Annotated in this window: 16 protein-coding genes, 1 tRNA gene and 1 other RNA gene; 14 read left to right on the top strand and 4 right to left on the bottom strand. The window is 60.7% G+C overall.

All coding sequences use genetic code 11. The features are described from left to right. Positions 1–38: 38 nt before the first annotated feature. From hrpB to FEV51_RS06600, 8 genes are all read left to right on the top strand, one after another. Positions 39–2,468, top strand: coding sequence for an ATP-dependent helicase HrpB (gene hrpB, locus FEV51_RS06565; protein WP_138617127.1), 2,430 nt, complete (start codon positions 39–41; stop codon positions 2,466–2,468). A 16-nt stretch (positions 2,469–2,484) separates the two neighbouring features. Continuing rightward, positions 2,485–2,763 (top strand): NADH dehydrogenase ubiquinone Fe-S protein 4, encoded by a 279-nt coding sequence (locus FEV51_RS06570; RefSeq protein WP_138617129.1) that lies wholly within the window; start codon positions 2,485–2,487, stop codon positions 2,761–2,763. Between the two features lie 69 nt (positions 2,764–2,832). Then, positions 2,833–2,927: signal recognition particle sRNA small type (gene ffs / locus FEV51_RS06575), an RNA gene on the top strand. Between the two features lie 51 nt (positions 2,928–2,978). Continuing rightward, the gene (locus tag FEV51_RS06580; RefSeq protein ID WP_138617131.1) at positions 2,979–4,805 is read left to right on the top strand and encodes a DNA polymerase III subunit gamma/tau; all 1,827 of its coding nucleotides are present in this window, start codon (positions 2,979–2,981) and stop codon (positions 4,803–4,805) included. 12 nt (positions 4,806–4,817) lie between these two features. Next, a complete protein-coding gene (locus FEV51_RS06585; protein WP_138617133.1) occupies positions 4,818–5,156 on the top strand; it encodes a YbaB/EbfC family nucleoid-associated protein in 339 nt (112 codons plus the stop codon). Between the two features lie 158 nt (positions 5,157–5,314). Then, entirely contained in the window at positions 5,315–5,908 is a 594-nt protein-coding gene (locus FEV51_RS06590) for a 2OG-Fe(II) oxygenase (protein WP_171033057.1), read from the top strand. Positions 5,909–6,033: 125 nt separating this feature from the next. Beyond that, the gene (gene lon / locus FEV51_RS06595; RefSeq protein WP_138617137.1) at positions 6,034–8,430 is read left to right on the top strand and encodes an endopeptidase La; all 2,397 of its coding nucleotides are present in this window, start codon (positions 6,034–6,036) and stop codon (positions 8,428–8,430) included. A gap of 293 nt (positions 8,431–8,723) precedes the next feature. Then, a complete protein-coding gene (locus tag FEV51_RS06600; RefSeq protein WP_138617139.1) occupies positions 8,724–8,996 on the top strand; it encodes an HU family DNA-binding protein in 273 nt (90 codons plus the stop codon). Positions 8,997–9,071: 75 nt separating this feature from the next. Here FEV51_RS06600 and rlmB read toward each other — a convergent pair whose 3' ends face one another. After that, positions 9,072–9,872: a 23S rRNA (guanosine(2251)-2'-O)-methyltransferase RlmB gene (gene rlmB, locus FEV51_RS06605; protein ID WP_138617297.1), complete on the bottom strand. Its 801-nt coding sequence runs from the start codon at positions 9,870–9,872 to the stop codon at positions 9,072–9,074. 154 nt (positions 9,873–10,026) lie between these two features. On the opposite strand from rlmB, the gene FEV51_RS06610 reads away from it, so the two are divergent. Continuing rightward, positions 10,027–10,112 (top strand) — tRNA-Tyr (locus FEV51_RS06610). Between the two features lie 120 nt (positions 10,113–10,232). Here FEV51_RS06610 and FEV51_RS06615 read toward each other — a convergent pair. Beyond that, positions 10,233–12,605, bottom strand: coding sequence for a sulfatase-like hydrolase/transferase (locus tag FEV51_RS06615; protein ID WP_138617141.1), 2,373 nt, complete (start codon positions 12,603–12,605; stop codon positions 10,233–10,235). Positions 12,606–13,015: 410 nt separating this feature from the next. On the opposite strand from FEV51_RS06615, the gene FEV51_RS06620 reads away from it, so the two are divergent. Then, on the top strand, positions 13,016–13,768 hold the full coding sequence (locus FEV51_RS06620; RefSeq protein WP_138617143.1) for a phosphatidylserine decarboxylase: 753 nt from the start codon (positions 13,016–13,018) through the stop codon (positions 13,766–13,768). After that, a complete protein-coding gene (locus FEV51_RS06625; protein ID WP_138617145.1) occupies positions 13,765–14,607 on the top strand; it encodes a CDP-alcohol phosphatidyltransferase family protein in 843 nt (280 codons plus the stop codon). The genes FEV51_RS06620 and FEV51_RS06625 overlap by 4 nt, the downstream gene beginning before the upstream one ends. Here FEV51_RS06625 and FEV51_RS06630 read toward each other — a convergent pair. Beyond that, complete coding sequence (locus tag FEV51_RS06630; protein ID WP_138617147.1) at positions 14,573–14,821, bottom strand: hypothetical protein; 249 nt, start codon at positions 14,819–14,821, stop codon at positions 14,573–14,575. The genes FEV51_RS06625 and FEV51_RS06630 overlap by 35 nt on opposite strands. Positions 14,822–15,180: 359 nt before the next feature. Between FEV51_RS06630 and rpsB the strand changes: the two genes are divergently transcribed. Next, entirely contained in the window at positions 15,181–15,933 is a 753-nt protein-coding gene (gene rpsB, locus FEV51_RS06635; RefSeq protein WP_138617149.1) for a 30S ribosomal protein S2, read from the top strand. Positions 15,934–16,039: 106 nt separating this feature from the next. After that, a complete protein-coding gene (gene tsf / locus FEV51_RS06640; RefSeq protein WP_138617151.1) occupies positions 16,040–16,966 on the top strand; it encodes a translation elongation factor Ts in 927 nt (308 codons plus the stop codon). A gap of 65 nt (positions 16,967–17,031) precedes the next feature. Here tsf and FEV51_RS06645 read toward each other — a convergent pair whose 3' ends face one another. Next, positions 17,032–17,874, bottom strand: coding sequence for a metallophosphoesterase (locus tag FEV51_RS06645; RefSeq protein WP_138617153.1), 843 nt, complete (start codon positions 17,872–17,874; stop codon positions 17,032–17,034). A 9-nt stretch (positions 17,875–17,883) separates the two neighbouring features. Between FEV51_RS06645 and FEV51_RS06650 the strand changes: the two genes are divergently transcribed. Continuing rightward, positions 17,884–18,627: a class I SAM-dependent methyltransferase gene (locus FEV51_RS06650; protein ID WP_138617155.1), complete on the top strand. Its 744-nt coding sequence runs from the start codon at positions 17,884–17,886 to the stop codon at positions 18,625–18,627. Positions 18,628–18,684 lie beyond the last annotated feature (57 nt).

Here is an 18,684-nt window from a genome sequence, read left to right on the forward strand (position 1 = left end):
CGCTTCCGCCTGCCTGAAGACTTGGGTATCGCCCCGGCGTGCCAGACCTTCCCATCCACACCGTCCTGCCCGAATTGCTGGACGCCTTGCGCGAACGCAGCGGCGCGGTGCTGGTGGCGCCTCCGGGGGCGGGCAAAACCACGGCGGTCGCGCCTGCCCTGCTGGATCAGGAATGGTGTAGCGGGCTTGTCATCCTGACCAGCCCGCGCCGCGTCACCGCGCGCGCCGCGGCGGAGCGAATGGCGCAGATGCTGGGGGAAAAGCCCGGTGAGACAGTCGGTTATCTGACGCGGCTGGACAGCAAACGCTCTGCCAAAACCCGAATTTTGGTGATGACAGAAGCAATTTTCGTCAACACCATTCTTGGCGATCCCGAACTTTCCGGCGTGTCTGCCGTGCTGTTCGACGAAGCGCATGAGCGGCATCTCGACAGCGACCTTGGGCTTGCGCTGGCCTTGGAAAGCCGCGCAGTGCTGCGCGAGGATTTGCGCGTGCTGGTCATGTCGGCAACCATTGATGGCGCGCGGTTTGCTGATCTGCTGGGCGGTGCGGCGCAGGCGATCGAGAGCGAGGGTCGGGCCTTTCCCTTGCGGATCGCATGGCAGGGATCGTCACCGGGCGTGCCGGTGGAAGACGCCATGACGGCAGCCATTGTCACTGCGTGGCGCGCAGAGGATGGCGATATCCTCGCCTTCCTGCCCGGCGTTCGCGAGATTGAACGCACGCGCGAGCGTTTGGAAGCGCGGCTGGCCGAGGCTTTGGTGCTGCCGCTGCATGGTCAGGTTGATCCGGCGGCGCAGCGTGCGGCGATCCGGCGCGATTCGCAGGGACGGCGGCGGATTGTACTGGCGACCGCCATTACCGAGACTTCGCTGACGCTGGACGGGGTTTCGGTGGTGGTGGACAGCGGATTGTCGCGCCGCGCCGAATTCGACCGCGCCGCTGGCACCACGCATCTTGTAACGCACCGCGCCAGTCAGGCTGCCGCTGCACAGCGCGCAGGCCGCGCCGCGCGGCAGGGGCCGGGTGTCGCCTACCGCCTGTGGGAGCAAGCCGGACACGCCGGGCGGCCCGCCTTCGATCCGCCCGAAATGCTCACTGCCGATCTTGCGCCGCTGGTGCTGGCGCTGGCGCAATGGGGCAGCGGCGATCCCGGCGCGCTGGGATGGCTGGACCCGCCGCCCGCCGCCTCAATCGCCGCTGCGCGCACGACATTGCAGGCATTGGAGGCGCTTGATGGCGAGGGCCGGATTACCGCGCGCGGCCGCCAGCTGGCCGAACTGCCGCTTGATCCGCAAGGTGCGGCCAGTGTGCTGTTCGGGGCGGAGCATGGTGCCGGGGAGCAGGCTGCACGGCTGGCGCTGTTGTTGCAGGAACGCGGGCTGGGCGGGCGCGGTGAGGATCTGGAAGCGCGGCTGGCGCGCTGGAACACCGACCGCAGCCCCCGCGCCGAGGCCAGCCGCAAGCTGGCAGCGCGCTGGGCCGACAAGGCGAATCGGCTGGTGGGCGGATCAGGAAAATCGGCCAATTCCGTTCCGCCTGCTGTCCTGTTGGGAGCAGGACGCCCCGAATTTATCGCCAAGCGCCGCGATGGCAGCGGCGAGCAATGGCTGACGGCGGGCGGGCGTGGGTTTATGCTTGATCCGACATCCCCGCTGGCGCGCGCGGATTTTCTCGTGATCGGCGATGCACAGGGTCAGGCCAAGGGCGCGCGCATCACCGCCGCTGCTGCTTTGGCGGAGGATGACCTGGAACGCTGGCTGGGTGATAGGATCCACCGCAATCAGGTTCTGCGCTGGACCGGATCGAGGGTAGAGGCCCGGCTGGAGCGGCGGCTGGGCGCGATCACGCTGGCGAGTGGTCCTGATCCGTCGCCTGATCCGCAAGCGATTGTGGATATCCTTGTGGAAAAAGCGATGGATAAGCTGGCGACAATTCTCCCGGCCAGCCTCACCGCGCGGGCGCATTACGCCGGGATAGCGGCTCTGGGGCATGATACGCTGGCGGGCAATACCGACCAATGGCTCGCCCCGCTGCTGTCCGGACGGCGCGATCTGGATTTGCCGCGCGGAAAATTGACCGAGGCGCTGCTGGGCCTGCTCGACTGGGATGCCCGCCAGCGGCTCGACCGGCGGGCCCCGCGTGAGTTCACCTCACCGGCGGGCACCACGCACATGATCGTCTATGAGGGCGATGATGCCCCCAGCGTCGAAGTGCGCGTGCAGGCGCTGTTCGGATTGGAGCGCCATCCAATGGTCGGCGACACGCCGCTGCTTCTCAAGCTGACCAGCCCCGCCGGACGCCCCTTGCAGGCGACTCGCGACTTGCCAGGTTTCTGGCGCGGCAGCTGGAATGATGTGCGCAAGGATATGAAAGGCCGCTATCCCAAACATCGCTGGCCCGAGGAACCGTGGAGCGAGCAGCCCAGTTTGAAAACGAAGAACGCCTTTTCACGAAGCCAAAGCTGACTTAAGGACCGCGCCCATGGCAGCAAGAATTTACCAGCGACCGCAAAATGCAATGCAATCGGGCAAGGCGCGCACCGATGAATGGGTGCTCGAATTCGAGCAGTCCGAGGCGCGGCAGGCCGACCCCCTGATGGGCTGGAGCGGCAGCGCCGACACGCAGGCGCAGGTCATTCTTACCTTTCCTGACAAGGATGCGGCCAAGGCCTATGCAGCAAAGTATGGCATCGCCGCGCGGGTCCACGCCACGCCGCCGCACACGCTGAAACTACAGGCCTACGCCGACAATTTCCGCTAAGCACGGCGCTCTCGCTATCGTGGGGCCACGCAAGTGTTGAAATGCCGCGCGACTCCCGCCATATGCGCCGCGGGAGTCGGTCGGACGTTTGCGTCCGCTAACCTGGTCAGGTCCGGAAGGAAGCAGCCACAACGGGTTGCGGCGGGTCGGCCGGCTCCTAATTTTCCCCAATCGCCCGCATGACATTTGGCCAAGCAGGTCCTACCTAACCGGGCATGGGTGATTCACCGCAAGACACTGATGGCCTTCCATGGGAAAGCGCAGCGCAACAGCCCGCGCCGACGGCTGCCGAACTGGAGCAGGCAGGGCAGAACGCGCTGTTCGGCAATGCGCCCGAAGCGCCGCCGCCAGCAGAACCTGCTGTAGCTGAACCAGCCCCGCCCCCGGCGCCCGCTGCTGCGCCGCCACCTGCTTCAGCACCGACCCAGCCGTACCGCGTGCTGGCGCGCAAATACCGTCCTCAGACCTTTGCCGAATTGATCGGACAGGATGCGATGGTCCGCACGCTGGCCAATGCCATCGCGCGCGAGCGGCTGGCCCATGCGTTTCTGATGACCGGCGTGCGCGGGGTGGGCAAGACCTCCACCGCACGGCTGATCGCCAAAGCGCTCAATTGCATCGGCCCCGACGGGCAGGGCGGACCAACCATCAGCCCCTGCGGCGAATGCGAACCCTGCGTTGCGATTGCCGAGGGGCGGCATATCGACGTCATCGAGATGGACGCCGCCAGCCACACCGGCGTGGACGACGTTCGAGAGATTATCGAAGCGGTGCGCTATGCGGCGGTCAGCGCGCGTTACAAGATCTACATCATCGACGAAGTCCACATGCTCAGCCGCAACGCCTTCAACGCGCTGCTCAAGACGCTGGAAGAACCGCCCGCCCATGTAAAATTCCTGTTTGCCACTACCGAAGTCGACAAATTGCCGGTGACGGTGCTCAGCCGTACGCAGCGTTTCGACCTGCGGCGCATCCCGGTCGATCTGCTGCAATCGCACTTCGCTGAGATTTGCACCAAGGAAGGCGTCTCTGCAGAAGATGAGGCGCTGCACATCATCGCCAGCGCTGCCGAAGGGTCGGTGCGTGATGGCCTGTCGATCCTCGACCAGGCGATTGCCCATGCCGACATGGAAACCGAAGGCAAAGTGACCGCTGCACGCGTGCGTGACATGCTGGGGCTGGCCGACAAATCGGCGCAGCGGCGACTGCTCTCGCACATTCTGGAAGCCGATGCGCGTGCTTTGCTGGCGGCGGTGGACGAACAATATGCCTTGGGCGTCGAACCCTTGGCACTGCTGCGCGCCATGATGGATTTGACCCACCGGATCACCGTTGCACAAATCGCAGGCGGGGAGGGCGAGGCGCCGACCGCCGAAGAACGCGCGCAATTGGGCGAATGGGCGCAGCAGATGACGCCGGGACAGCTGCACCGGCTGTGGCAATTGCTGCTGAAGGGGCACGAGGAAGTGCGTCAGGCTCCAGATCCGCTGGTGTCGACTCGCATGGCGCTGCTGCGCGTGCTGCACGCCGCCGATTTGCCCGATCCGGGCGGGCTGGCGCGCAAGATCGAGGAATTGGCTCAGCGCGGTCCCGCGCCAGCGCCAGCGGCGGCAGCTGCTCCGGCTGAGGCCGCACCTGCGCCCAGCGCGGCGCTGTCATGGCGTGAACTGGTCGAGCAGGTGGAAGACGGCGGCAACCATCTCGCGGCCAGCCTGATGCGCCTTCAAATCCGCCCGATCACGATTGAACCGGGGAAGCTGCGTTTTACCCGCGCGGCGCAATTCGCCGATGACATTGCCCCGACCCTGCACGACGCGTTGATGGCGGTGACGGGCGACCGTTGGCAGCTGGAAGAAGCGCGCGATGAAGAGGGGCAGCCCACGCTGGTGGAGCAGGCCGAGACAGACCGCGCCGCCGCCGAACAGAAAATCCGCGATCACCCCTTGGTAAAGGCCGGCCTTGCCGCCTTTCCCGATGCCGAATTAATCACCGAAACCGACTCCCCCCTGCGGCGCGAAGTGCCGTGGAGCCGCAAAGCCTGAAGGACAGACACGATGCAATCAATGGAAGAAATGATCGCCGCCGCACAGAAAGCTGCCGAGACGATCCAGACGCAGATGACCGAAGCACAGGCCAAGCTCGACACGCTCGAAGTTGAAGGCAGCTCGGGCGGCGGATTGGTCAAGGTTCGCGCCAGCGCGCGGGGTCGGATCATGGGCGTGTCGATCGACGACAGCCTGATGAAGCCCGAAGAAAAGCAAATGCTTGAAGATCTTGTGACCGCGGCGCTGAACGATGCGCGCAGCAAGGCGGATCAGGTTTCCGGCGAAGAAATGACCAAGATCCAGCAGGGCATCGGCCTGCCGCCGGGGATGACGATACCGGGCCTGTAATCGCACGCAACGCCAGTTTCGGTTGCGAGGCCAGATGGTTATGATAAATCCTGCGGCACGGCGGCGTGATCCACTGCGCCGCTTGGGGAGTTAGCGTCATGCTCAAAAATCCTTCAGCACTTCCTGGGCTTGGTAATTCGAGGCAATCCGGCCAGCCTATGATGTACCGCCACGCGCGGTCATTGGTGGGCAAGCCGATTGGACTGGTGCCCGATTTCATCACCGAGGCAGAGCGCAAGCAATTGCTCAAATTCGCCAGCGCCCCCAATGCACCGTGGGAGCTGTATCTGCCCAAGACCGATGTCTGGCGCGGGCGGATGATCAATCCGCGTTCAATGCCGCCCAAGATGCTGACGCTGATGGAAAGGATCCGCACCCGCACCGCCAGCCACATCAAGGCGGATTACGGGATCACCGACCCGATCTACGCCGATACGCTGCAATTGGTGCGATGGCGTCCGGGCGATGATCAGGCGGCCCATGCCGATTGCGAGGAGCCCGATGGGCGTCCCAATCAAACGCCGTGGCGGGCCTTTGCCTCGATCATCTATCTGAATGACGAATATGAAGGCGGGGCGATCCATTTCCCCAAGCTTGGCCTCCGTCCCGAACTCAAGCCCGGCCTGTTGGCCTATTTCCCCTCGACTGCGGATTACCTCCACGGCGTGGAGAAGATTACAGCGGGCGCGCGCTACACCTTCAGCTGCTTTTATACCTTCGACCCGCGCCGGCACGACGGGCACGCGGTCTGATCGCATTCGCAGCGACTTGCGGCTGCAATGATCCACATTAGATTGTCCGGCGCGCGTTGCGAAGCGGGCGGCGCCTACCCATATTCGCAAGACTTGCCCGGCCCTGTGCCGCAAATGGAACCAATATGACCCAGACCTACCCCCTCCTGCCCCTGCGCGATATTGTCGTATTTCCCGGCATGGTCGTCCCGCTGTTTGTCGGCCGTGACAAATCGGTGGCGGCGCTGGAAGCGGCGATGGAGGACAGCAAGGACATTTTCCTGCTGGCCCAGCTCGATCCGGGCTGCGACGATCCCGGCGCGGACGATCTGTATGACATCGGCGTGGTGGCGCAGGTGCTGCAATTGCTCAAATTGCCTGACAACACCGTTCGCGTGCTGGTCGAAGGCAAGGCGCGGGCGCGCCTGACGGGCATGGCTCCCAAGGGTGATTTTGTCACCGCCTCGGTCGCCTACCCCGACGGGATAACCGCTTCGGGCAGCGAAGTGACCGCCAGCATGCGGCAGGCGCTCGAACATTTTGGCGAATATGCCAAACTTAACAAGAAGCTGGGCGATGATGCCGCAGACCAGCTGCGCGAGATCGACGATGCTGGCGAGCTGAGCGATACCATCGCCGCCGCCATCAACGCCAAGGTCAGCGACAAGCAGGCGGTGCTGGTCGAAAACGATCCGCTCAAGCGGCTTGAAATGGTGATGTCCTATATGGAGGGCGAACTGTCCGTCCTGCAGGTTGAGCGCAAGATCCGTGGCCGGGTGAAGCGGCAGATGGAAAAGACCCAGCGCGAATATTACCTCAACGAACAGATGAAGGCGATCCAGAACGAGCTGGGCGGCGGCAGCGATGACGACGCGAACGAAATCGCCGAACTGACCGAAAAGATCGGCAAGACCAAGCTGTCAAAAGAAGCGCGCGCCAAGGCGGATAGCGAGCTGAAGAAGCTGCGCGGCATGCAGCCGATGAGCGCCGAAGCGACAGTGATCCGTAATTATCTCGACGTGCTGCTGGGCTTGCCCTGGGGAAAGAAGAGCAAGGTCAAGAAAGATATCTCTAAGGCGCAGGGCATTCTTGATGCCGACCATTATGCGCTGGAGAAGGTCAAGGACCGGATCATCGAATATCTCGCGGTTCAGGCGCGTACCAACAAGCTGAAGGGGCCGATCCTGTGCCTCGTCGGCCCTCCGGGTGTCGGCAAGACCAGCCTGGGCAAGTCAATTGCCAGAGCGACGGGGCGCGAATTCGTGCGCCAGTCACTGGGCGGCGTGCGTGATGAGGCGGAAATCCGCGGTCACCGCCGGACCTATATCGGCTCGCTCCCCGGCAAGATCGTCACCAATCTGAAGAAAGCGGGCAAGAGCAATCCGCTGTTCCTGCTCGACGAGATTGACAAGCTGGGTCAGGATTTCCGCGGCGACCCCGCCTCGGCGCTGCTCGAAGTGCTCGATCCCGAACAGAATTCGAAGTTTCAGGACCACTATCTGGAACTGGATATCGATCTGTCGGATGTGATGTTCGTTTGCACAGCGAACAGCCTGAACCTGCCGCAGCCATTGCTCGACCGGATGGAGATTATCCGGCTGGAAGGCTACACCGAGGACGAGAAGGTCGAGATTGCCCAGCGGCATTTGCTGGCAAAACAGATCAAGGACCACGGCCTGAAGCCGGGCGAGTTTGAGCTAACCGAAGAAGGCCTGCGCGACCTTATCCGTTTTTACACACGCGAAGCCGGGGTGCGGACACTGGAACGCGAAATCGCGCGGCTGGCCCGCAAGAGCCTGCGCAAGATCCTCGAAAAAGAGGTTGAGAGCGTGCGGATCACGCCGGAAAACCTCAATGAATTCGCAGGTGTTCGCAAGTTCAAGCACGGGGAGGGCGAGGAAGAGGCGCAGGTTGGCGCAGTTACCGGGCTTGCCTGGACCGAAGTTGGCGGCGAACTGCTGACCATCGAAAGCGTGACCACGCCCGGCAAGGGTGAGGTCAAGACGACCGGCAAGCTGGGTCAGGTGATGAATGAAAGCGTCGCCGCCGCCTTCAGCTTCGTCAAAGCGCGCGCCCCGGCATACGGCATCAATCCCGGTATTTTCCAGCGCAAGAATATCCATATCCATCTGCCAGAAGGCGCAGTGCCCAAGGATGGTCCCAGCGCGGGCGTGGGCATGGTAACGTCCATCGTCTCCACCCTTACCGGCATTCCGGTTCGCCCGGATGTCGCGATGACTGGCGAAGTCACGTTGCGCGGACGCGTGCTGGCGATTGGCGGGCTCAAGGAAAAGCTGCTGGCGGCACTACGCGGCGGGATCGCCAAGGTGCTCATCCCGATCGACAATGTGAAAGATCTGGTCGAAATTCCCGCCAAGGTGAAAGACGGGCTGGAAATCGTACCCGTGGCGCACGTCGACGAGGTTCTGGAGCACGCGCTCACTGCGGTCCCGGAAGCGATCGAATGGACCGAGGCGGACGATCTGGCGAGCCAGCCCTTGCATGGCGGACTGCACGCCGCGCCGCCGCCGACCGCGCACTGAATCAGCGAAAATCGTCCGATTGCCTGACATTAGGGATTGGTTTGTAGTGAGTTTTCGACAGTGCACTGGCACCCTGCTGGCACCCTGCTGGCACCCTGCTGGCACCCTGCTGGCACCCTGCTGGCACGTGATGAATCCACGATTCACGATGATTTATGCGTCCAACCAACAAAAAAGCGCGATTTACTGCCGATTTTGGCTTTGACAGGAGCGCCAAAAGGCTCTCAATTCGCTCCATTCCGCAGAGCGATTCATTCTGCCATGGAAATTCAAAGACGAGGGGGGTTCAAAATATGAACAAGAACGATCTGATCAGTGCAGTTGCCGAAGCCAGTGGACTGTCGAAAAGTGATGCATCCGGCGCCGTAGAAGGCGTGTTTGATACAATCACCAAATCGCTGTCCAAGGGTGACGACGTGCGCCTGGTCGGGTTCGGGACATTTTCGGTCGCCAAGCGCAAGGCTTCGACCGGACGTAACCCGCGCACCGGCGAGCCAATGACGATCAAGGCATCGAACCAGCCCAAGTTCAAGGCTGGCAAGGGCCTGAAGGACGCGGTCAACTAATTCCGCCACTTCCGACTGAGCATGAACGCCGCGCCTGCCATTCGGTAAGCGCGGCGTTGCTTTGTCTGGAGCAGACTATCCCGAGGTGTTGCGCGTCGCGGCGGCATAAAGCGCAACCGCAGCGGCGTTTGAGACATTCAGGCTCTCGATCGCATCGCTGATCGGCAGTTTGGCCAGCGCATCGCAGTGGCCTTCGATATTGTGCCGCATGCCTTCGCCCTCAGCCCCGAACACCAGCGCCACCGGGCCAATTGGCAGCGCGTCGGCCAGCGTCAGGTCGCAGGCGCCGGTCATGCCAATGCGCCAGTAGCCAGCCTCGGCAATCTGTTCGAGCGCGCGGGCCAGATTGACCACGCGCACCCACGGCACAGTTTCCAGCGCGCCGGACGCCGATTTGCCGACCACGCCGCCTTCTGGCGGTGCATGGCGGTCCTGGGTGACGATTGCCGCCGCGCCAAACGCCGCAGCCGAGCGCAGGATCGCGCCGACATTGTGCGGATCGGTCACCTGATCGAGCACCACGATGGGACGGTCCGCCTCGCCCACCAGCACTTCATCAAGGTGAATGTCCTCAAGCGGCGCACATTCCAGCACCAGACCCTGATGCGGCGCATCACGCGAAACCAGCCGCGCCAGATCAGCAGCTTCGGCATATTCCAGCGGGAAATCGGCTGGCAGTTCGCCATCAAGCGATTCAATGCCCTCCTTCGTCGCCCACAATTTGCGGTGGACACGTTCGGAGTTGTTCAGCGCCGCCTCGACCGCATGGCGGCCCCACAGGCGTACCTGACCAGTTCCTGCACGCCCGCTCCCGCGCCCGCCCTTCATCCGTCCTGCGCGCCCGCGTAGCGCCTTCTTGCGATCTGGCTTGGCCATCATCTTGTTCCGTTCCATCAACTGGCCATCAATTGGCCCGCGCCCTGTGCCAGCAGGCCCATTGACAGGCAAGCGCAGCTTCGCCAAAGGGGCGCCTCTCGGCTCGGCAGCCCAGCGCGGCTGCCATCATTTCTCACGAGAAATAGCCCTGTGTGGACAGGTGGCCGAGTGGTTAAAGGCAGCAGACTGTAAATCTGCCCGCGCAAGCGTACGCTGGTTCGAATCCAGCCCTGTCCACCATTGGCTTTCAAGCGTTGGCTGCGCTTAACTTGCATGGATTTGGGTGCAAGATGCGCAAGGCCTGAGGCACCGCCACCTTAGCTTGCGAGCTGAGGCACCGTGCAGAATTGGCGAGACAATTTAACCAATAACGAAAGGCATTGCTGCATCGTCTTGCGGCACCCAATGGATGTCTACAATTTTGTTGGGTAGATTGTAATAAATGAAGTCGCTTTGGCTCAAATTGGCCAACGAAACGTTTTCAAGCAAAAGTTGCGTTTCTCCAAAATTCAGCACCACATCATTGCCCTGTTGCTGGATTGCAGAAGATAATTCGTCGAAGTCTATGATCCGTAAATCACGGATATCAATAAGATCTTTACCATGCTCAAAGTCTTCTATTATATTATTTGATCGAGTGTTGGTTATATAAAAATAATCACGTCCCGGGCCACCGCTTGCGGTGTTCGTTCCGGAACCGAAGACGATAGTATCGTCACCATCTCCGCCTCTATAAGTATCGTTGTTAAAGTCTCCCCACATGACGTCGTCACCTTCACCCCCGATGAGTACGTCGTTTCCGTCTGAGCCGAATATAATATCGTTTCCGGCGCCGCCCTCAATAGTATCGTTCCCGGAAAAGCCCCACAAACGGTCATCGCCCTGGTTCCCAAAAAGTAGGTCATGGCCCAAATTACCCTGAATGCGGTCGCTGCCAGTGCCTCCGCTCAAATAGTCGTCGCCATTCCCGCCAAAGATGCGATCGTCGCCCTCCTCTCCCCACACTTCGTCATCTCCGAAACCGGCAGTCAGCCAGTCATTTCCCAGTCCGCCATAAACGACGTCGTCGTCATGGCCCGCATCAACAAAGTCATTGCCACGTCCTGCATGAATTATATCGCGCCCTGTTTCCCCATAAATAGTGTCGTCACCGCCTCTTGCAAAAATCTCTCCGTTACTTGCTGCAGCAGTGATAATATTATCAAGATCATTGGCGTATATGATGTAGTGATTTGTTCCACTTTGCAGGCGGAAATTTTCGACATTTATCGGCATGGTATTGACGCGAACACTGCTTACAATGGTATCTGTTCCGCCGTTTTCAGGTTCCAAGATATTCACTTCACCAGAAATATAGTAAATATCATCACCAGCTCGGCCACGAGCGGTGTCATTGCCATTGCCGAGTATGAATAGGTCAGCGCCAAGCCCGCCTATAAATGAATCGTCACCCAGAGTGCCAAGATGGACATCGATACCATCAATCTGAGGAGGTGTGTCACGGTGTTGCTGCAGAATTTCCTGATAGTCCGGGTCGTCGACCAAATTTCGGATCTGATGAGGATCTGAGCTAATGTCGTAAAATTCTTCACTGCCGTCAGCGTTACGAATATACCTGAAGTGGTCGGTTCGATAACTGTATGCGCCGTACATCCACGTGAAGGCGCCATTTCCTTCATACAAGCTGGGATCGCCACCGGGCAGCAATGGCGTTAAAGAATTGCCATCTCCGCGAAATCCACCTGTTACATCGGCCAGATCCAGAACCGTGGGATAAATGTCGCTCAGGCTAACTACCGTATCAACGACAAAGCCTTCTGTTTGCCCAGCTGTACGGATCATAAGCGGTGCGCGCCCTGATTCCTCCCACAACGTAAATTTGTGCCATTCTCCACGGTCACCAAGGTGGTATCCGTGATCTGAAAAGACGACCACGTTAGTATTGGACGCATAGCTTGACGCGCCCAAGGTTGCGATCATTTCACCAAAGAGGAAGTCTGCATAAGAAACAGAAGCCAGATATGCATGGATCAGGTCTACCCACGCATCATTGTCAAGCACGACGTCATGAAAAGCTGAGCCGGTAAGCGCATAATGGAAATCGGCCATAGCTTCGGTATCGTCGCCGAAATAGGGCACCTCAATCTGGCTGCGATCATAAAGATCAAAAAACTCTTGCGGTACGATCCAAGGACCGTGTGGCCTGAAAATACCCGCTGCAAGTACGAACGGCCCATCATGCTCTTCCTGCAGAAAGCTGACGACGTTTGCCGTAAGTACAGTGTCACCAAGTACAGCGTCACCAGACGGTCCATAGCTGATCGACCGGATCGTCTCAGACGATCCAAGCATTCCTGTTCTGAAGCCATCGGCCGACAGGTAACGGTCAACAAAACGGTCCATCTCAGGTTCGTAAAGAGTGTGAAATACCTTTCCGCCCAAAGTGATATCATAACCTTGCGCAGCCAAACGCGCCAAAAGAATGTCGGCTTGAGGGACCTGATCGAAAACGCTCAGCGAGTTGTCGATGATCCCGCTGTCCCAGGGATTATGACCCGAAAGGATAGCCGACCGCGAGGGGTTGCAGAGGGCAACAGGTGCAAAGGCATGCGTAAAATTTGTAGATTGGCCAGCAAACGCATCAATATTCGGAGTTTTGAGCAGCCCGGCAAACTCTGGCCAAGCATAAATCGAAAAAAGATCGTCAAATGAAATAATAATTATATTCGACACGCAGCACCCCGCAGATGTAGAAATGGCGCACTTATATTGGCAATGCGACCCGGTACTCCCATATTGTAGTGTTACCGGGTGTCAATTCAATAAAATGATTTGCCGGCGTTGTGAGAGGGCGTGTGGGTTTTTTACCATAGTTGTTCTGCAGGAGCATGCGGAAGGTAGCTTTGAGGCGATTTAATATCCGTCTGTATCTAGGACTAGCATAAGTTGCCCTAGAGGAATCTTAGAATCGGATTCTCTTAACCAAGCCATCAGGCGGCTGCAGGCAGCTCAGTGCAAATCACCGCTTACATGAAGCAGGAAGGCTGATCGTTGCGTGCCCATCGAGGCCCAAACCGCGAAGCCTGCGGGGGAATGCGCGGGTGGACCTTGTGGCGGCTGGCGGCTGCGCGTAAGTCCGGCCGATGGCAGGTGATCTTCTCGATAATAAGGGCCGCGGCGACGCTAGTTGGTCGTGGCCTGCAATTCACCCGGAAGGGCGCAAATTCGGGGTGTTGGCTGTTGGTATCAGCCTGTTCTTCCTGTTGCTGCTCGACTGGGAGATCATTGGCTGGCCGCTATTGCTGCTCTCCGCAGGCGTCTTCGCATTCTTCCGCGACCCCGAGCGGGTCGTGCCGCAAGACGAGCACGCGATTGTTTCACCCGCCGATGGCCTGATCTCGCTGATCGCGGAAGTGGACCCTCCGCAGGAGCTGATGATCGACGATGGGACCGGCAATGCCGGGATGCCTGTAGGCAAGGTCACACGCGTATCAATTTTCATGTCGGTGTTCGATGTGCACATCAATCGCTCGCCCATCGCCGGGACGATCCAGCGGATCGTCTATATTCCCGGCTCGTTCATGGATGCCGGGCTCGACAAGGCCAGCGAAGAGAACGAGCGGCAGCATATCCTGATTGAACGGATGGACGGTACGCAAGTTGGTTTCACGCAGATTGCCGGGCTGATCGCGCGGCGGATTGTGCCGTTTGTGAAGCCCGGCGATACGGTTGGGGCAGGGCAGCGGGTCGGTTTGATCCGGTTTGGCAGCCGCGTCGATGTCTACCTGCCTGCCGGAACGGGTTCCAAGGTGCTGCTCGGCCAATCGGTCATCGCGGGCGAAACCGTGTTGGCCGAAATCGGCACGCAAAAATTGATTGAGGGTGTCGCGCAATGAGTATTCTCCCGCCGTTACCGCCAAAGGAACCTGAAGAACGGGCCCGGCTCGGGCCCAAGGCCGCCGAGGATGAAGCGCCGGTAATGGGGCGCACCCGCGGGCTGAGCCTGCGTGCGATGCTGCCCAATGCGATCACTGCCGCTGCGCTGTGTTCGGGACTGACGGGTATTCGCTTTGCCATATCCGACAATTGGGCCGCTGCGGTGGTTGCTGTGATCCTATCCGGGTTGCTGGATGGTATCGATGGTCGGATCGCCCGTGCTCTAAAAGCGCAATCGCGGTTTGGGGCGGAGTTGGACAGTCTGGCCGATTCGCTGAGCTTTGGCACAGCACCCGCGCTGATCATCTATCTGTGGTCGCTGAGCGCCGATCCGCGGCTGGGCTGGTTCGCGGCGCTGGCCTTTGCAATTTGCTGCGCATTGCGGCTGGCGCGCTTCAACGCCCAGATCGACGTGGCCGAACAGCCGCACAAATCATTGGGCTTCCTGACCGGCGTTCCGGCACCGCTGGGTGCGGGTCTGGCGTTCCTGCCATTCTATCTGTGGATGGCCACCGGCCTTGACCTGTTCCGTTCGCCGCTGTTGGTCGGGGTATGGATCGCGGTGATCGCGGTGCTGATGATCTCGAACATCGCGACAATGAGCTGGACCTCGGTTAGACCGCGCCGCAACGTCCGGTTGGAATTGCTGGCGGTTGGCGGAATGCTGTTTGCGGCATTGCTGCTGGAACCGTGGTGGACGCTCAGCGCGATCTCAATCGGCTATCTGGTGCTGATGCCCTATGCCCTGCTGAAGTATTCCCGCGTCAGGCAGCAGCGCGGCGTGCCGAGCGGCGAGTAGCCAGACCAGCACGCAGCGAACGGCCAGCCATCCTGGCACTGCAATGGGGTGTCGCAGGGCGCATCTTGCGTTCGCCACCACGCGGCTGACCCGCCGCAAGCTCAGCCCGCAGCTGGCCGAAAGCGGACCACCAGCGCAGTCCGTTATCGGCAAGCACACTCAGCGCGGCCATGCCGGTCACGGTGAGGAGGGCGGTAATCAGCAATGCGGTCATCGGTATGGACCTTTTTCTGTTCCCGCCTGGCGATGAGTCTGTTGACAGGCTGGGGATAAATCGTGGAAACTACCTACTGCTCGCCAGTTTGTTCCGGCGATGACGCTAATGTTCCCTATTTGTTCTCGGGCGTCAAGCGCTTTCTGCGACCGATCTGTATTTTTCTGCGATGAATTGAGGCTGGATTTCTTGGTCCTGTCCGGCTAGGGGCGCGCGGTCTGCAAGGGATTCGGCCATTCCGGTTCGTATCCACCAGCGGGCAAATCCACATGGAAGGCGCTCATACCGGTGCCCGGCGCGGGATACTCCGCACCTCGGGTTCCAGCTTTCCAGAGGCATAACCGGAAAGGAATTTACTTATGGCGGCTCCTACCGTCACGATGCAGCAGTTGATCGAGGCCGGCGCACACTTCGGCCACCAGACCCACCGCTGGAACCCCCGCATGAAGCCGTATATCTTCGGCGCTCGCAGCGGCATCCACATTATCGACCTGTCGCAGACCGTGCCCCTGATGGCGCGCGCGCTCGACTTCGTCGCGCAGACCGCGCGTTCGGGCGGCAAAGTGCTGTTCGTCGGCACCAAGCGTCAGGCGCAAGAACCCATCGCCGAAGCCGCACGCAAGAGCGGGCAGCACTTCGTCAACCATCGCTGGCTGGGCGGCATGCTCACCAACTGGAAGACCATTTCGGGTTCGATCAAGCGTCTCAAGGCGCTTGAGGAACAGCTGTCGGGCGAAAGCTCGGGCCTGACCAAGAAGGAACTGCTTCAGCTGACGCGTGAGCGTGACAAGCTGGAACTGTCGCTTGGCGGCATTCGCGACATGGGCGGCATTCCTGACGTCATGATCGTGATCGACGCCAACATGGAAGATCTCGCGATCAAGGAAGCCAACGTGCTTGGTATTCCAGTGATCGGCGTGCTCGATACCAATGTCGATCCGCATGGCATCGCATTCCCGGTTCCGGGCAATGATGACGCTGCCCGTGCGATCCGCCTGTACTGCGATGCCTTTGGCGCCGCTGCCCGCTCGGGCAAGGGCGAAGCCGTTGGCGATAGCGGCCAGGACGTTGGCGCGATGGCTGAACCGCCAACGGAAGCTGTCGAAGCCTGAGCCATTCGCAGATCGGGCGCACCGCGCGCCTGACCTGATAATTCCAGCGCCGGGCCGCTTTTGAGCAGGCCCGGCGCTGCATACCATTATACAAAGGAACCAGATCATGGCTGCATTCACTGCTGCTGACGTGAAAACCCTGCGCGAGAAAACCGGCGCGGGCATGATGGACGCCAAGAAGGCGCTCGAAGCCGCTGACGGCGATATCGAAGCTGCGGTTGACGCCTTGCGGGCCAAGGGCCTTGCCACTGCGCAGAAGAAGTCGAGCCGTACCGCGGCCGAGGGTCTCGTCGGCGTTGCCGTCGAAGGCACCAAGGGCGTTGCGGTCGAGGTGAACTCCGAAACCGATTTCGTCGCCAAGAACGACCAGTTCCAAGATTTCGTGCGCAAAACCACCGAGGCCGCCCTAGGCGTGTCGGGTGACGATGTCGAAACGCTGAAGGCTGCTTCCTATCCCGGCGGCGGCACTGTCGCAGACAAGCTGACCGACAATGTTGCGACCATTGGTGAAAATCAGCAGGTCCGCCGCATGAAGACAGTGTCGGTGAACTGCGGTGTGATCGTGCCTTATGTGCACAATGCTGCAGCCGCCAACCTCGGCAAGATCGGCGTGCTGGTTGCGCTGGAAAGCGAAGCCGGGGCGGACGTTCTCGAACCGCTTGGCAAGCAGTTGGCAATGCACATTGCTGCCGCGTTCCCGCAGGCGCTCGACGCGGACGGCCTTGATGCCGAAGTGATCGACCGTGAGCGCAAGATCGCTGCGGAAAAGGCTGCCGAAAGCGGCAAGCCCGCCGAAGTGCAGGACAAGATGGTTGAAGGCGCGGTGAAGAAGTTCGCCAAGGAAAACGCGCTGCTCAGCCAGGTCTTCGTGATGGACAACAAGACCCCCATCGCGGACGTGGTTGCCAAGGCTGGCAAGGAAGCCGGCGCGGCCATCGTGCTGAAGGACTATGTCCGTTTCCAGCTCGGCGAAGGCATCGAAAAAGAAGAAACCGACTTCGCGGCGGAGGTTGCTGCTGCCGTTGGCGGCTAAGCGACACTGTAACGCACGGCATTCGCGGCCGCCGGACTTCGGTTCGGCGGCCGTTTTTGTATCGGCTAGGTAGCGGGGGCGACCAGCTCCACAACCCAGATTGTCGGCTTGGTAAACAGGCGGATCGGCAGCAGGCTGGTGCCCAGACCAGCCCCGACGATCAGGGTCTTGCCGCCCTCGTCGATCCTGCCGCAAGCGTAGCGGTCGCCAAATTCGGAAAGATAGGCGGGCGCGCCGCCCCACGGGTAAGCGATCTGGCCGCAATGGGTATGCCCAGCCAGCATCAGGCGCACCGAAGGCGGGAGCTGAGGAAAGGCATCCGGACTGTGGCCGAGCATAATTTGCGCCCCGCTCAGCCGCGCCAGTGCGGACATGGTCGCAGGCACATTATCCTTGCCCGTATAACCATCGTCCAGCCCGCCGATCGCGAGTGGTCCGGCTTGGGTTGCCGAATTGACCAGCAGCGTGATGCCAGCCTTCTCAAGCTCCCGAGTGATGCCCGGCATGTCGAACCAGTGATCGTGATTCCCGGGAACGGCGATTGTTGCCAGCCGAGGCGTCAGCTTGGCCAGCGGCGCGATGGCTTGGCTGGCAGCATACATATGGGTGGCGGATCGTTTCTCGCTGATAAAATCATCCGCAATAGCCACAATATCGGGTTGCAGCGCGTTCACCTGATCGACAATCCGGGCAAGCCGTGAGGGCGGCATATCCGGCCCCGCCACATGGATATCGCTGATCAGCACCAGCGTGAGCGGCGGCGTATCGCTGGGCAGGTCCGGCAATGAAACGGTAGTGCGACGGACCACAGGATCGGCCATCGTGTCTTCCCACGCCCTGGCGCTGGTCAGCAGAGCGAGGCCTATCGCGGTGAGCAGCAGGATTTGCCATCTTTTGGGCTTGGTCATGGCGATGGCTTGACCATAAACAGCGCCGACCACAAGCGCGATGGCGCGGGCCTGTTCGCGCTGCTAGGACTTATCCCGATGCCCAGCGATTTCGTCACCGACCCGGCCACCATTCACGGCAGCCGTATTCCCGCCGACCCGGCCAATTTCGGCGATGATATCGCGTGGGATGACCACAAGCTGGCCTATATGGCGGCACGCGTGATGGGGAAGGACGTGCTCGATCTGGGATGTGTGCAGCATGACCCGGAAAATTACCGCAGCCGCTATTGGCTTCATCGTGCCTTGCGCGAGAAGGCGGCATCTATCCTCGGCCTCGATCTGAGCCGTGACGGTGTCGCCGCGCTGTCGGCCCGCGGGCTGGAGATCGTCCACGGCGATGCGCAGAATTTCGACCTGAGCCGCAGCTTCGATGTGATTGTGGCGGGCGATCTGATGGAGCATCTGGAGGACTTCGCGGGGTTCTTTACAAGTGTAAAACGGCATCTCAGGCCCGGCGGGGCGCTGCTCGTCTCCACACCCAACCCCTGGTACTGGCGCAATATCGCCAAGGCGGTGCTGCGCGCGGAGGTTGACAACAATCCAGAGCACACCTGCTGGTTCGATCCGCGCACTTTGCGGCAGCTGGCGGCGCGGCATGATATGAGCCTTGGCGAGATCGCATTCGGGTCGCGCTATTCCCGTGATCGGCTGATGCCATTGCCGCGCGGGATCAAGCATACCAGCTGGCACGCCACTCTGCGCGGCGGATGAGGCGATCCGCACCCTTGGCAGCACGGCACTGGCGCACTAAGGCCGCGCAAACCCACA

Origin of the sequence: Qipengyuania marisflavi (assembly GCF_005884405.1) — a bacterium.
Lineage (GTDB): Bacteria > Pseudomonadota > Alphaproteobacteria > Sphingomonadales > Sphingomonadaceae > Qipengyuania > Qipengyuania marisflavi.

Coding starts and splice junctions, on each gene's coding strand:
- FEV51_RS06570 (WP_138617129.1), top strand. CDS start 2,485: ATGGCAGCAAGAATTTACCAGCGACCGCAAAATGCAATGCAATCGGGC.
- FEV51_RS06580 (WP_138617131.1), top strand. CDS start 2,979: ATGGGTGATTCACCGCAAGACACTGATGGCCTTCCATGGGAAAGCGCA.
- FEV51_RS06585 (WP_138617133.1), top strand. CDS start 4,818: ATGCAATCAATGGAAGAAATGATCGCCGCCGCACAGAAAGCTGCCGAG.
- FEV51_RS06590 (WP_171033057.1), top strand. CDS start 5,315: ATGATGTACCGCCACGCGCGGTCATTGGTGGGCAAGCCGATTGGACTG.
- lon (WP_138617137.1), top strand. CDS start 6,034: ATGACCCAGACCTACCCCCTCCTGCCCCTGCGCGATATTGTCGTATTT.
- FEV51_RS06600 (WP_138617139.1), top strand. CDS start 8,724: ATGAACAAGAACGATCTGATCAGTGCAGTTGCCGAAGCCAGTGGACTG.
- rlmB (WP_138617297.1), bottom strand. CDS start 9,872: ATGGCCAAGCCAGATCGCAAGAAGGCGCTACGCGGGCGCGCAGGACGG.
- FEV51_RS06620 (WP_138617143.1), top strand. CDS start 13,016: ATGGCAGGTGATCTTCTCGATAATAAGGGCCGCGGCGACGCTAGTTGG.
- FEV51_RS06625 (WP_138617145.1), top strand. CDS start 13,765: ATGAGTATTCTCCCGCCGTTACCGCCAAAGGAACCTGAAGAACGGGCC.
- FEV51_RS06630 (WP_138617147.1), bottom strand. CDS start 14,821: ATGACCGCATTGCTGATTACCGCCCTCCTCACCGTGACCGGCATGGCC.
- rpsB (WP_138617149.1), top strand. CDS start 15,181: ATGGCGGCTCCTACCGTCACGATGCAGCAGTTGATCGAGGCCGGCGCA.
- tsf (WP_138617151.1), top strand. CDS start 16,040: ATGGCTGCATTCACTGCTGCTGACGTGAAAACCCTGCGCGAGAAAACC.
- FEV51_RS06645 (WP_138617153.1), bottom strand. CDS start 17,874: ATGACCAAGCCCAAAAGATGGCAAATCCTGCTGCTCACCGCGATAGGC.